Origin of the sequence: Amycolatopsis japonica (assembly GCF_000732925.1) — a bacterium.
Taxonomy (GTDB): Bacteria; Actinomycetota; Actinomycetes; order Mycobacteriales; family Pseudonocardiaceae; genus Amycolatopsis; species Amycolatopsis japonica.
The window spans coordinates 4498754-4512052 of sequence record NZ_CP008953.1; the positions used below are offsets into that span (position 1 = coordinate 4498754).

12 protein-coding genes are annotated in these 13299 nt (G+C 68.9%); 9 read left to right on the forward strand and 3 right to left on the reverse strand.

The window, feature by feature from the left end:
• The first annotated feature begins 6 nt into the window (after positions 1–6).
• Genes AJAP_RS20900 through AJAP_RS20920 form a run of 5 tightly spaced genes read left to right on the forward strand, consistent with a single transcriptional unit; the run spans position 7 to position 4841 of the window.
• Positions 7–399 (forward strand): nuclear transport factor 2 family protein, encoded by a 393-nt coding sequence (locus AJAP_RS20900; RefSeq protein WP_038514331.1) that lies wholly within the window; start codon positions 7–9, stop codon positions 397–399.
• Positions 396–1586, forward strand: a complete 1191-nt coding sequence (locus AJAP_RS20905) for an ABC transporter substrate-binding protein (protein WP_038514334.1) — start codon at positions 396–398, stop codon at positions 1584–1586. Before AJAP_RS20900 ends, AJAP_RS20905 begins: the two co-directional genes overlap by 4 nt.
• A 12-nt stretch (positions 1587–1598) precedes the next feature.
• Positions 1599–2459 (forward strand): ABC transporter permease subunit, encoded by an 861-nt coding sequence (locus AJAP_RS20910; protein WP_038514337.1) that lies wholly within the window; start codon positions 1599–1601, stop codon positions 2457–2459.
• Complete coding sequence (locus AJAP_RS20915) at positions 2446–4149, forward strand: branched-chain amino acid ABC transporter ATP-binding protein/permease (protein WP_038514340.1); 1704 nt, start codon at positions 2446–2448, stop codon at positions 4147–4149. The genes AJAP_RS20910 and AJAP_RS20915 overlap by 14 nt, the downstream gene beginning before the upstream one ends.
• Complete coding sequence (locus AJAP_RS20920; protein WP_038514343.1) at positions 4146–4841, forward strand: ABC transporter ATP-binding protein; 696 nt, start codon at positions 4146–4148, stop codon at positions 4839–4841. The genes AJAP_RS20915 and AJAP_RS20920 overlap by 4 nt, the downstream gene beginning before the upstream one ends.
• Positions 4842–5263: 422 nt before the next feature.
• On the opposite strand, the gene AJAP_RS20925 is transcribed toward AJAP_RS20920, so the two are convergent.
• The 3 genes from AJAP_RS20925 to AJAP_RS20935 all read right to left on the reverse strand — a co-directional run bounded on the left by AJAP_RS20925 (position 5264) and on the right by AJAP_RS20935 (position 8162).
• On the reverse strand, positions 5264–6313 hold the full coding sequence (locus AJAP_RS20925) for a hypothetical protein (protein ID WP_038514346.1): 1050 nt from the start codon (positions 6311–6313) through the stop codon (positions 5264–5266).
• A 317-nt stretch (positions 6314–6630) separates the two neighbouring features.
• Positions 6631–7428 carry an SDR family NAD(P)-dependent oxidoreductase gene (locus AJAP_RS20930; RefSeq protein WP_038514349.1) on the reverse strand — a complete coding sequence of 266 codons (798 nt, stop codon included), beginning with the start codon at positions 7426–7428 and terminating at the stop codon, positions 6631–6633.
• 14 nt (positions 7429–7442) lie between these two features.
• A complete protein-coding gene (locus AJAP_RS20935) occupies positions 7443–8162 on the reverse strand; it encodes an SDR family NAD(P)-dependent oxidoreductase (RefSeq protein WP_038514352.1) in 720 nt (239 codons plus the stop codon).
• 114 nt (positions 8163–8276) lie between these two features.
• On the opposite strand from AJAP_RS20935, the gene AJAP_RS20940 reads away from it, so the two are divergent.
• The 4 genes from AJAP_RS20940 to AJAP_RS20955 are packed head-to-tail and all read left to right on the forward strand — an operon-like array spanning position 8277 to position 13211.
• A complete protein-coding gene (locus AJAP_RS20940; protein WP_038514355.1) occupies positions 8277–10142 on the forward strand; it encodes a primary-amine oxidase in 1866 nt (621 codons plus the stop codon).
• A gap of 10 nt (positions 10143–10152) precedes the next feature.
• The gene (locus AJAP_RS20945; protein ID WP_038514359.1) at positions 10153–10944 is read left to right on the forward strand and encodes a molybdenum cofactor biosynthesis F family protein; all 792 of its coding nucleotides are present in this window, start codon (positions 10153–10155) and stop codon (positions 10942–10944) included.
• 3 nt (positions 10945–10947) lie between these two features.
• Complete coding sequence (locus AJAP_RS20950; protein WP_038514361.1) at positions 10948–12582, forward strand: amidohydrolase; 1635 nt, start codon at positions 10948–10950, stop codon at positions 12580–12582.
• A 41-nt stretch (positions 12583–12623) separates the two neighbouring features.
• Positions 12624–13211: a TetR/AcrR family transcriptional regulator gene (locus AJAP_RS20955; protein WP_016333932.1), complete on the forward strand. Its 588-nt coding sequence runs from the start codon at positions 12624–12626 to the stop codon at positions 13209–13211.
• The last annotated feature ends 88 nt before the right edge of the window (positions 13212–13299 follow it).

Genomic DNA, 13299 nt, shown 5'->3' on the forward strand with positions numbered 1-13299 from the left:
GTCTCAGTGTCCAATTTAGACGTCATCGCCGCGCATTACACCGCGAGCGACCGGGGCGACCTGGCGGGCATGCTGGCCCCGCTCGCTCCGGAGACCACCTGGACGGAGGCGGCCGGTTTCCCTTACGCCGGCACGTACACCGGCCCGGAGGAGGTCGCGGACAACGTCTTCGGCCCGATCGCGAAGGACTGGGACGACTACACCTTCACCCTCGGCGACCTGTTCGACGCCGGTGACGCGGTGATCGGCCTCGGGACCTATCACGGCAAGCACCGCGGCACCGGTCGTTCGTTCACCGCCCGGGTCGCGCACGTGTGGCGGTTCAACGGCGGCAAGCTCGCCTCGTTCGAGCAGATCGTCGACTCGGTGCCCGTCGTCGACGCCATGGAGAACCGGTGAAACCCGCGCGGCGCCTCGTCGCCTCCGCAGCCGTCCTGCTCGCGGCCGCACTATTCACCACTGCGGGCTGCGCCGGAGCCGACAGCGGTTCGAGCGGGCCGATCGTGGTCGGTTCGGTCAACGCGCTGAGCGGCGCGGCGACTTTCCCCGAGGCTTCGCAGGCGGCCAAGGCGGTCTTCGACGCGGCCAACGCGAGCGGCGGCGTGAACGGCAGGCAGATCCAGTACAAGGCCCTCGACGACAAGGGTGACCCGGCGGCCGCGGCGGCCGCGGCCCGAGAGGTCGTCGGACGCGACGAGGCGGTGGCGCTCGTCGGCTCGTCCAGCCTCATCGAGTGCGAGATCAACAACAAGTACTACGAGCAGCAGAAGATCCTGTCCATGCAGGGCATCGGCGTGGACCCGGCGTGTTTCTCCAGCCCGAACATCGCCCCGGTCAACGTCGGCCCGTACCACGACATGACGCTGACCCTGCTCTACGGCTCGGAAACGCTGAAGCTGAACGACATCTGCGCGCTGCTGGAGATCGCGGGCAACACGCTGCCGTCGTACCAGGCGGCGATCGACGAATGGTCGGCCATCACCGGCAAGAAGCTCAAGTACCTCGACGCGACCGTGCCCTACGGCGGTTCCGACTACACCTCCTACATCGTCAAGGCGCGCAACGCGGGCTGCAAGGCGATCACGGTGAACCCGGTCGAACCGGATTCGATCGGGCAGCTGAAGGCCGCCGCGGCGCAGGGCTGGAACGACGTCACGTGGCTGCTGCTCACCAGCGTCTACAGCGAGAACTACGCCAAGGCCATCACCAACGCCGGTGCCGGGGTGTACGTGCCCGCCGAGTTCTACCCGTTCACCGACGCGACCAGCCCGCAGAACAAGGACTGGCGCGAGCTGATGACCAAGAACAACATCCCGCTGACCTCGTTCAGCCAGGGCGGTTACCTGGCGGCGAAGTACTTCCTCGACGTCGTTCGCGGCATCCAGGGCGACATCACCCGTGAATCGGTGACCAAGGCCCTGCGCGAGATGAAACCGGTCACCGATCCGATGGTCGGCACGCCGTACGTCTTCGGCCCCGGTCAGACGCACCACGACAACACCGCGGGCTGGCCGATCAAGCTCGCCTCCGGCACCAACAAATGGGAGCTCGTCGCGAACGACTGGCTGCGGATTCCGAAGAAGTAACGGGAGGATTCGATGCTGCAGGGAGCGCTGGCAGGCCTGGCCGCCGGCGGACTGTACGCGGTGTTGGCGGTGTGCCTGACGCTGATGTCGCGCCTGGTGCGGGTGGTGAACTTCGCCCAATCGGCCACCGGGATGTTCGGTTGCTACGTGGCGGTGTTCCTGTCCGTCGATCTCGGCCTGCCGGTGTGGCTCGCCACCGTCGCGGGGATCGTGCTCGGCGGGCTGCTCAGCGCGCTGCTGGGCTGGATCGTGTCCACCTGGCTCGCCGAAGCGGACACCGGCACCCGCTCGGCGGTCACCGTGGCGGTGCTGCTCCTGCTGATCTCGTTGTCGTTCATCCTGTTCGGCAACAAACCGCAGCCGTTCCACCCGATCCTGGACGGTCCGGCGGTCACCGTCGGCGGTGTGGTGATCAGCCAGGTCACCGTGGTCACCGTCGCGCTGGCGGTCCTGGTGGCGGTGGCCAGCCGGATCGTGCTGAGCCGGACGCCGGCCGGTGTCCAGCTCAGGGCGCTGTCGGAACGCCCGACGACGGCGGAACTGCTGGGCATCCCGGCGAGACGGCTCAGCGTCGCGGTCTGGGCGGTCACCGGGGTGGTCAGCACGCTGGTCATTTCGATCGTGGCGCCGTCGCAGTCCAACGACGCGACGTCGCTGGCGATGCTGGTGGTCCCCGCGGCCGCGGCGGCCCTGCTCGGCGGATTCCGCCGTCTCGACCTCGCGGTCGCGGGCGGGCTCGGCCTCGGCCTGATCCAGGGTGCGGCCGCGCAGGTCGACGGCCTTTCGGTGGTGCGGTACTTCCTGCCGTTCGCAGTGATCGTCGCGCTGCTGCTGTGGTCGCAGCGCAAGGAGGTGTGGGATGCGGCTCGCTGAACGCGGGATCCCGTTCGTGGTCGCCATCGTGGCGATCGCGGTCGGGTACGGCCTGAGCGTCGGGCTCGACGGGTATTTCGTCTATCTCGGCATGAGCGCCGTCGTCGCCGGGATCTCGTTGCTCGGGCTGGGTGTGGTCACCGGCAGCGCCGGCATGATCTCCCTGTGCCAGCTGACCTTCGGCGCCGTCGGCGCCTGGACGGTGTCGGCGCTCAACGAGGCGCAGGCGCCCGGCGGGTTCCTCACCTGGTTGGCGCTGGGCGGTCTCGCCGCCGGGGCGGTCGGGGTGCTCGTCGGGCTCCCGGCGTTGCGGCTGCGCGGGATCAACCTCGCCGTCGTCACGCTGGGGCTCGCCGCGGCGGCGGACCTCGCGCTCGTCCAATTGCAGTTCCCGGGTGTGTCCGCCGGGATCTCGGTCGAACGACCGGAGGCCTTCTCCGACGACCGGTCGTATTTCCAGCTCGCCGTCGTGGTGCTGGTGCTGTGCTGCCTCGTCGTGTACTTCCTGCGCCGCGGGCGCTGGGGCAGCGCCTGGCAGGCGGTGGCGTTCTCCGAACGCGGCACGGCGGCCGCCGGGACGAGCGTGCGGACGTCGAAGCTGACCGCGTTCGCCGTGAGCGCCACCCTCGGCGGGATCAGCGGCGGCCTGCTCACCGGGCAGGTCGGGATCGCCTTCCCGGCCAGTTTCACCGCGATCCAATCGCTGGCGCTGTACGTGCTGGCGATCATGTCGGGCGCGCATCTGATCGACATGGCCGTGTTCGGTGCGATCCTGTGGGTCGGGGTGCCGGAACTGCTCAAACGCTGGGGAATCCCGCAGGACTGGGGTTTCGTGGTGTTCGGTGTGCTCGGGGTCCAGGCGCTGGCCAGTGGCGGGAACCTGGGCACCACGGTGCGGCAGGTCTGGTACCGGCGGTCCAAGAAGGAACCGGCGAAACTCGATCTCGCCGCCGGCGCGGGCGACGTCGAACCGGTCTCTCCCGGCCCGCCGGTGCTGACCGTCCGCGACCTGAGCGTGAACTTCGGGCATGTCGCCGCACTGTCCTCAGTGGACATTTCGGTGCCGGAGCACGGCGTGCTCGGCGTCATCGGGCCGAACGGCGCGGGCAAGTCGACGCTGGTCGACGCGATCAGCGGATTCCTGCCGAACGCCGAGGGCGCCGTCGAACTCGGCGGCCGTCCGCTGACCGGATCGCCGTCGAACCGGGCCCGCGCCGGGCTGCGCCGGACGTTCCAGCAGGACCGCGTCCCGCCGGGGCTGACGGTCGGGGCGTATCTCAAGTTCCTCGCCAGGCGGCGGCTCACCGCCGACGAGATCGGCGACGCGCTGGACTTCTTCGGCTGCCCCGCCGCCCGCACCCCACTGTCGCAAGTGGACGTCGGCGCGCGCAGGCTGGTCGAGGTCGTCGGGCATCTGCTGGTCCGGCCGCGTGTCCTGCTGCTCGACGAGCCCGCCGCGGGCCTTCCGCACGAGGAGCACGTCGCGTTCGGGGAACGGCTGCGGCAGGTTCCCGCGCGGTTCGGGGTTTCGGTCCTGCTCATCGAGCACGATCTGGACCTCGTGCGCTCGGTCTGCGACACGATCACCGTCCTCGACTTCGGCCGGGTGCTGGCCTCCGGCCCGCAGGCCGAAGTGCTCGCCGATCCCGCCGTACTCAAGGCGTACATGGGTGAAACGGAGATGCTGTGAACGCTTTGCGGATAGCGGGGCTGACGGTCACCCGCGGCGCGGGGCCGGTCATCCGCGACGTCGACCTGACCCTGGAGCCGGGCCGGATCACGGCGCTCGTCGGGCCCAACGGTGCCGGGAAGACCAGCCTGCTGGAAGCCGTCTCCGGCGTGGTGCCCGCCGCGTCGGGGACCGTCCACATCGGATCGGAAGAGATCACGAAACAGTCCCGAGTGGCCCGCGCGCGGCGGGGTCTGGCGCATATCGAACAGGGTCGCGCGGTGTTCGGCGGCCTGACCGTGCTGGAGAACCTGATGCTGACCGCACGGACCCGCGCGCGGGCGGACGAACTGATCGAGGCGTTCCCCGAACTGGAGAAACGCCGCGACTCGCCGGCCGCGCTGCTCAGCGGCGGCGAACAGCAGATGGTGGTGCTGGCCCGCGCGTTCGCCGCGCGGCCGTCGTTCCTGCTGATCGACGAGATGTCGCTGGGCCTCGCGCCCGTGGTGTTCACCCGGCTGCTGCCGATGGTGACCCGGTTCGCCGAGGAGGGCGCGGCGATTCTGCTGGTCGAGCAGTTCACGCATCTGGCCCTCGGCGTGGCGAGCGACGCTTTGGTGGTGTCTTCGGGGCGGGTCACCTACGCGGGTTCGGCTCAGGGACTGCTGGACTCCCCCGGTACCCTGCACGCGGCTTACCTCGGGGAATCCTGACCGTTCGGAAGTCCGTGAAGGCCTCCTTGAGGGACTCGCTTTGCTTACCGCTGGTGTGGGCCGAGCTAGAGGGGGTCGGGACGTTGAACGTCCTGGCTCCTCCGCACAGGGATTCGTTGATGAAGGATTTGGGACAGTGAACGTCCCAAATCCTTCATCGACAACGCTCGACCCAGAGCGAATCCCGCTCACTCCCGGTTCAGACGTAGATCAACAAATATCGGTCCGTGAAGGCCTCCTTGAGGGACTCTGGGTCCCTCAAGGAGGCCTTCACGGACAGTCGCACTCGCCTTCGCGGCTGCCCGGATGTCATGAAAGGGGCGTTCAGGACACATTTCGTCCTGAACGACCCTTTCATGACATCCGGTACCGGGCGATCACCCTCCCCACGCGCCTTCACGCGCAACGGATCCTTTGCCGCACTATCGCAGTGCCGACACCGTCCCGAGCCGGGACAGATCGTGCGGTGCCAGTGCTATGGCCCAACCCAATGTCCGTCCGGTCTTCGCGTCGATCGTCAACGTCAACACGTTGCCCCTGGGCGCTTTGCTGCCCCGGGGGACCTTCGCGGCATGCCCGACGAACTCTCCGGTCATCTGAATGAGATAGGCCGGGTCGTCGGAGGTCGTCCGGCTACCGTCCAAACTGGCGAGAGCCTGCCTGCCGGTCTGGACGTACTCGATGTTCCCTGGGTTGGGCTCGCCGTTCAGGCTCGCCAGCTTCTTGGCCGCCGCCAACAGGCCGGCCGGCGTCGGTGGCGTCGCCTCGTCGTTCTCGGTCATCGGGCCCACTTCGTCCAAGCACGGCTTGTGTGTTCCGGCGACGACATTCTTCCCGTTCGTATAGCCGAAAAAGAGGTCGGGCCGGTCGTTCTCGATGTACGTGGGAGCGGTGTGCCACACATTGCCGGTATCCTGGTATTGAAAGTTCGTCGAAGCACCGGCAATCCGAGCGCCCGCCGTGGTCACCTCCAGTCCGTTGTCCGCTCGCCCACCATACGCCCCGTTACCCGCGGACACCGCGACCTGGTCGCCGTCCTGGTGAATTTCCCAGTCGCCGCTGCCGGGAACCCATTTGAACGTCACATTCTCGAATTCATTCGTGCGTGCGGGCTTGATATAACTCTCACGGTAGGGCGACCCGGGGCGCGAGTCCGCCCAGTACCAGAGAAACCCTTTCTCCTGCCCGGGTGAAGCGTGGAGTGTTCCCGCGGTCATTCCCGCTTCCACCCAGGTGTCCAGTTTCGGGTCGTTGAGGTTCGTGAGGATCCACATCTCCCAATTCGCGAACTCGTTGTCCCGATCGTCGACATGCAGGCATCCGACTCCGAGATCCGCGCCGACCGCGTTCATCCACAAGGGTTCCGCTTGGGATCCGATGACCCCGACAGAGTAGCAATGATCCGTCGCCGTGCATTGCGGCGCGCTGTCCGCGTGCGCCGACACGGCGCCGAAACCCGACGTCATCAGCATCAGTCCGACTGCCGAAAGCGCGCTGACACGTCTGTTTACCACGAGTTCCCCATCTCGATAGGTGTCCAGAATGAATCGGGGCACGCGAATTCCGCGGCCGCACACTATCCATGACGGTGAGAAATCCCCGATCCCCCTCGATCGTTGGTTACCACCAACCAAGGGCCACTCTGACCCTCTGACACCGACCTCGAAACCGCCGACCGGGTGACGAGGCACGAGCGATTCACCTCGCCTCCCGCCTCGATCAACCGGGCACCCCACAGGAAGGCGAATCTGTAGCGAACAGCGCTGTCTCCAGCGAAATCCTGAAAGCGCTAAGAACCCATCCCCGCCCGTTCGAAAGCCAGCGTCGGCAGATCCACCGCATGCGCGCCACCGTCCGCCACGATCACCGCGCCGGTGATGTACGACGACTCCGAAGACCCCAGGAATCGCACGATCGACGCGATCTCCTCCGGTTCGGCGGGGCGGCGCAGCGGCACCTCGGCGGTGACGCGCCGGTAGCCCTCGGCGTGGCCGCCGTCGAAGCCCGCGGCCTCCGCGAACTGGTCCATCTCGCCGTCCGCCATCGGCGTGCGCACCCAGCCGGGGCAGACCGCGTTCGCGCGGACGCCCTTCGGCCCGTAGTCACGGGCGATCGAACGCGTCAGCCCGATCAGCGCGTGCTTCGCGACGGTGTAGCCGGCGACGTTCGGCCCGGCGAACAGTCCGGCCAGCGACGACACGACGACGACCTGGCCGCCGGTTTCGATCAGCGACGGCAGCGTGGCGCGGCAGAACACGAAGGCGCTCGACAGGTTCGAGCGCAGCGCCAGTTCCCATTCCTCGTCACCGGTGTCGACCACCGAGGACAGCCCGTGGCCGCCGGCGTTGGCCACCACGACGTCCAGCCTGCCGAACTTGCCGACGATCTCCGCCACGGCGTTCTCGGCGGCTTCGCGATCGCTGGCGTCGCACGAGACGACGTGCGCGCCGGTTTCGGCGGCGACCTTCTCCAGCGGCTCGAGCCGCCGTCCGAGCACCACCACCTGGGCGCCCTCGTCGGCGTACCGGCGGGCCACCGCGGCGCCGATTCCGGTACCGCCACCCGTGATCGCGACAACCTTCTTCACTTGCGGAGTCCTTTCTAAGCGGGAAAACCGGAGCGGGCCGAGACGCCGAAGTCGGCGAGCACGGCCTGGCCGTTGACCGCCCGCGAACGCGCGGACGCGAGATGGAGCACCTGCCAGGCGACTTCTTCCGGCGCCTGCACCGGGAACGCGGGATCGTCGAGCACCTCGCCGAGATCGCCGCGCGCCATCGGGGTGTCGACCACCGACGGGCAGACGCAGTTCACCCGGACGCCGGGGAGATCGACCGCCAGCGCCCTGGTCATCGCGACCACGGCCCCTTTCGACGCGCAGTACGGGACCATGCCGGGCGCGCTGGTGAACGCCGAGTCGCTGGCCAGCAGCACGACCGAGCCACCCGACGCGGTGAGCCAGGGCGCGGCGTGTTTGACCAGCAGGAACTGGCCGGTGACGTTGACCGCCAAGAGCGCGGCGAAGTCCGCCGAGGAGGTTTCCGTGACCGGCGTCCCGACCGGACCGGAGATCCCCGCACAGCCGACGACGACGTCGAGCCCGCCGAAGCGGCTCGTCACGGTGTCGATCGCGGCGGCCACCGACGGCTCGTCGGTCACGTCGGCCTGCACCGCCAGGAGACCGTCGGCCAGGGTGGGCACGGGTGCCCGGTCGAGGGCGCCGACCCGCGCGCCCTCGGCGAGGAAGGCCTGGACGCAGGCAAGGCCGATACCGGATGCCGCGCCGGTCACCAGCACGGCCTTGCCCGCGAGATCCAGTCCCATGACGTCATCCTCCGGTCCGGACCTTTCACGGAGCTTGGCCGTCAGTGCATCCTTCTTGTCGGCAGCCGCATGACGGTCTTTCCAGCCGCGGACGGACCGGCAAGACTGCGAAGTATGACCAGGCCGCATCCACTCGACCCGCTGACCGCCGACGAACTCGCCGAAGGCCGAGCGATCCTGGCCGCCGAAGGCCTGCTCACCGCCACCACACGGTTCCCGGCCGTGCTGCCGGTGGAGCCCGAGAAGGGCGACGCCGCCCCCGATCGCCGCGTCCGGTACACGCTGCTGGACACCGCGACCGGCGAGGCGCGCGACGTGGTCGTCTCGCTGGAGAAACACGAACTGATCTCCACCGAGGAATGCGGCCCCGGCCAGCCCGCGTATCTGTTCGAGGAATACGACCTCGCCGCGTCGATCACCAAGGCGTCGCCGGAATGGCAGGCCGCCATGGAGCGACGCGGGCTCGCCGACCGGGTCGAGCACGCCTTCTGCGCTCCACTGGCGCCCGGGTTCTTCGGCAGGCCGGACGAGACCGGCCGGGTCATCCGCACGCTGACGTTCCTGCGCGACGACGCGTCCGACAGCCCGTGGGCGCATCCGGTCGAGGGCCTGATCGCCCACATCGACCTGACCGAGCAGCACGTCATCCGGGTGGAGGACGAGGGCGACGTGCCCGTGCCGCCGGAGCACGGCCGCTACGGCGACGACCCGGCCAGGACCACGCTCAAGCCGATCGAGATCACCCAGCCGGAGGGTCCGAGCTTCACCGTCGACGGCAACGAGGTCACCTGGGAGGGCTGGAAACTCCGCGTCGGCTTCAACGCCCGCGAAGGCTTGACGCTGCACGAAATCGGCTTCCAGGACCGGTCGGTGCTGCACCGCGCGTCGGTACCGGAGATGGTGGTGCCCTACGGCGACACCGCCCCCGGCCGGTTCTGGATCAGCTACTTCGACGCGGGCGAATACCTGCTCGGCAAGAACGGCAACGACCTGCGGCTGGGCTGCGACTGCCTCGGCGTCATCCACTACTTCCCCGCGTTCGTCGCCGACGACCACGGCCACCCGGTCGAGATCCCGCGCGCGATCTGCATGCACGAGGAGGACTACGGGATCCTCTGGAAGCACACGGATCTCGACGGCCGCGCCGAGGTCCGCCGCTCACGGCGGCTGGTGATCTCGTCGATCTCCACCATCGGCAACTACGACTACGGCTTCTTCTGGTACCTCTACCTCGACGGCACCGTGGAACTGGAGGCGAAGGCCACCGGCATCGTGTTCGCCGGCGCCGCACATCCCGGCACGGATCACCCGCACGCCAACGAGATCGCGCCGGGCCTCTTCGCGCCGGTGCACCAGCACCTGTTCTGCGCGCGGCTCGACGTGGCGATCGACGGCGAACGCAACTCGCTCGTCGAGGTCGACGTCGAACGGGTCCCCATGGGCGAACAGAACCCGTACGGGAACGCGTTCACCTGGAAGGAAACCCCGCTGCGGACCGAGCGGGAAGCGCAGCGGTTCGCGGATCCGGCCAAGGCACGCGTGTGGGAGATCCGCAGCGCGGAGCGGACCAACCGCCTCGGCTCCCCCACGGCGTACCAGCTCGTGCCGCGGCCCTCAGCGACCTTGATGGCGCAGCCGGAATCGACCGTCCACCAGCGGGCGACGTTCGCCACCCGTCACCTGTGGGCGACGCCGTACCGCGCCGATGAACGCTTCCCGGCGGGCGACCGCCCGAACGCGCATCCGGGCGGCGCGGGGCTGCCCGCCTGGACCGCCGCCGACCGCGACCTCACCGACACCGATCTCGTGCTGTGGCACGTATTCGGTCCGACCCACATCCCACGTCCGGAGGACTGGCCGGTCATGCCGGTCGACTACTCCGGTTTCTCGTTGCGCCCCTATGGCTTCCTGGACCGAAATCCGGCCCTCGACCTGCCTTCCGGCGCCTCCGCCGAGCACTGTTCCGCCCACGAGCACTAGGACTCTTTCAATGCCCGAACTGACCCTGTCCGACACGTCCACCTGGCTGCCGCTGGACGGACTCGCCCCCGGCTTCGACGCGAACAAGGCGCCCACTGTCGGCGACCTCCACGGCCGCTCGTTCGAACTCGCCTGCGAAGACGGCACCACGTTCACCGCCGCCTTCTCCGGCACCCGGATCGACTGGGCCTACCACGGCAAGGGCACCGATCGCTGCGAGACGTTCCTGGTCGACGACGATCTGTACTACGTCCAGTTCCACCCGCGGGCACGGCAGGAGGAGGCGTTCACCCTGCTGCTCGACCTGCGCCGCGGCCGGGCGCTGCTGGTACTGAGCAAGATCGGCGACACCTCACCCCGTGTCACGCAGTCCTTCGTGGCCGCCACGATCGGCGGCGTCGAGCCTGCCGGGGAGCCGCTCGCCCCGACCACGTCGCTGGTCGGACGCCGGGTGCTGTGGGTGTACAGCACCGAGCACGCGTACGAGCACGTGTACCTCAGCCCGCACTGGTACACGTGGCAGTGCCTCGCCGGACCGGAGCGGGGGCTCGCGGACACCGACGAGAACTCGGTCTACGAGCTGCGGCCGGGCATCTACGTCTTCGCTTGGCGGGAGAAGGTGATCCCGTGCGCGTCGGTGACCGTCGCCGACCACCGGGACGCGAAGCGGCTGCGCTCGCATGGTGTCCTTTTCGGACTGGACGCCAGCGGGAGCACTCCCACCCATTTCACCTTCGGCGCGCACGGCAAGCTGCTGAGCACCACCGTGCACCCCGAGGCGTACGACCCGGCCGGGAGCTGAGCCTTGACCGCCGACATCGTCCTCACCAACGCCACGGTGTACACAGTGGACGGTCACCGCCCCTGGGCGTCGTCATTGGCGATCAAGGACGGCAAGGTGCTGTCGCTGGAGGACATCGAACGCGGGCCGAGCACCGAGGTCGTCGACCTCGACGGCGCGTTCGTGATGCCCGGCCTGGTCGACGTGCACAACCATCACGCCCTGGCCGGGCGCGCGGCGCTGTTCGAGCTGAACTTCGGCCTCGACGCGGGCCTGGACGACATCCTCGCCGCGGTCCGGTCGCGCGCCGCGGGGCTCGGGCCCGACGAGTGGGTGGTCGGCGGCGCCTGGGCGTCCACCCTGGTCGGCACGCTGTCGCGGACTTCGGCCCGGCACGCGCTCGACGAGGCCGCCGGCGGGCGTCCGGTCATGCTTTCGGACGACAGCAGGCACAACCGCTGGGTGAGCAGCCGGGCCTTGGAGCTCGCGGGGGTCACTGCCGCGACACCCGATCCGGCGGGTGGGGAGATCGTCCGCGATCCGGCCACCGGCGAACCCGTCGGCGTCCTGCTCGAAGCGGCGGGCGTCGCCGTCGAGCGGGCGCTCAGCGAGACCCGGACGCTCACCGCGGAGCAGCATGTGGCGGCCTCGCGGCACGGGATCGGCACGCTGCATTCGTACGGGGTCACCGCGTTCCAAGACGCCGGGGTCTCCGCGGACATCCTGCGGGCGCTGAAGTCGCTCGACGACGCGGGCGAACTGCACGCGTGGGTCGTCTCGTCGCTGCTGATCAACGACCCGATCTTCGGTTTCGACCCGATCGGGGCACCGCTGCTGGAGGTCGCCGGGCAGTACCGAAGCGAGCACCACCGGCCGGACTTCGTGAAGATCTTCCTCGACGGGGTCCCGCCGACGCGGACCGCGGCCTTCCTGGAGCCGTACCTGCCGGACGCCGCGCACGGAGCCTGTCACCACGGCGCCACCACCATGCCGGGTGACGAACTCGTGGGCTGGCTGCGCACGGCGGCAGCGGCGGGGCTCTCGGCGAAGGTGCATTGCACCGGGGACGCGTCGGTGCGCGCGACGCTCGACGCCGTCGAGAAGGTGCGTGCCGAGGGCTTCGCCGACGCGCGATTCCAGGTCGCGCACGGCCAGTTCGTCCACCCCGACGATCTCCCGCGCTTCGCCGCGCTGGGCGTCGCCGCGGACATCTCGCCGTTCCTGTGGGTCCCCGGCGTCATCCCGGCGGCGATCGCCGAGGTGCTGCCCGGCGAGCGTGCCGGGCGGATGCAGCCGAACCGGTCGTTGCTGGACGAGGGCGCGCTGGTGGCGGGCGGTTCGGACTGGCCGGTCAGCGAGTCGCCGAACGCGTGGGAAGGCATCCACGGCCTGGTCACGCGTCAGGATCCGACCGGCATGTTCCCCGGCGCACTGTGGCCCGAGCAGGCGATCACCCTCGCCGAGGCGATCGAGGTCTTCACGTTGGCCGCCGCCCGAGCGATGGGGCTGGGCGACGTCACCGGGTCGCTGGTCCCCGGGAAGTCGGCGGATTTCGTCGTACTGGACCGCGATCCGTTCAAGACCGATCCGTCGGCGCTCGTCAAGACAAAGGTGACGCAAACGTGGTTCGCCGGGCACCGCGTGTATCACGAGGCCTGATCTCCTACACTGGTAGAAGAACCAGTGCGGGAGGTCTGCCGATGCCGAAGATCATCGACCACGACGAGCGGCGCAGCCATATCGTCGACGTCACCTGGGATTTGATCACCCAGGGCGGGATCGAGGCCGCCACCATGCGCGAGATCGCGGCGGCCGCCGGCTTCGCCAACGGCGCGCTCAAGCTGTACTTCCCGAGCAAGGAAGACATCATCCAGGCCACCTACGAACGCGCGCTCGGCATGATGCGCGAGTACGTGGAGCTGGACGAATTGCGCGGGCTGACCGCGCTCCGCGAGCTGTGCGTCTCGTCGATGCCCATCGACGAGGACCGCATCGCCGCGGGGCGCGTCCTGCTCACCTTCTGGCAGCTGTCGCTGACCAACCCGAAACTGCAGGACAAGTACCTCGAGCACATCCGCTCGTGGCGGGGCCTGCTGCACCGGTATCTCACCGAGGGCCGGGAGGACGGCGACATCGTCACCGAAACGCCCGACGAGCAGCTCGTCGACGAGGTCGTGCTGATCAACGCCGGGGCGAACGTGATGAGCCTGGTCGCCGGGGAGTTCTCGACGATCGCCCTGCAGCGGCAACACCTGGAGTCGTTCTTCGCGCGCCTGACCCGCCCCTGACGGACGCTTTCCCCACATCTCACGCAGTGAAGGGCGCTTTCCCCGCATGTGATGCGGGGAAAGCGCCCTTCACTGCGTGGCCTGGCCT

What these genes read in the sequence shown, in the direction of transcription:
- AJAP_RS20910 (WP_038514337.1), top strand. Translation starts at nt 1,599, where the DNA reads ATGCTGCAGGGAGCGCTGGCAGGCCTGGCCGCCGGCGGACTGTACGCG.
- AJAP_RS20915 (WP_038514340.1), top strand. Translation starts at nt 2,446, where the DNA reads ATGCGGCTCGCTGAACGCGGGATCCCGTTCGTGGTCGCCATCGTGGCG.
- AJAP_RS20925 (WP_038514346.1), bottom strand. Translation starts at nt 6,313, where the DNA reads ATGCTGATGACGTCGGGTTTCGGCGCCGTGTCGGCGCACGCGGACAGC.
- AJAP_RS20935 (WP_038514352.1), bottom strand. Translation starts at nt 8,162, where the DNA reads ATGGGACTGGATCTCGCGGGCAAGGCCGTGCTGGTGACCGGCGCGGCA.
- AJAP_RS20940 (WP_038514355.1), top strand. Translation starts at nt 8,277, where the DNA reads ATGACCAGGCCGCATCCACTCGACCCGCTGACCGCCGACGAACTCGCC.
- AJAP_RS20945 (WP_038514359.1), top strand. Translation starts at nt 10,153, where the DNA reads ATGCCCGAACTGACCCTGTCCGACACGTCCACCTGGCTGCCGCTGGAC.
- AJAP_RS20955 (WP_016333932.1), top strand. Translation starts at nt 12,624, where the DNA reads ATGCCGAAGATCATCGACCACGACGAGCGGCGCAGCCATATCGTCGAC.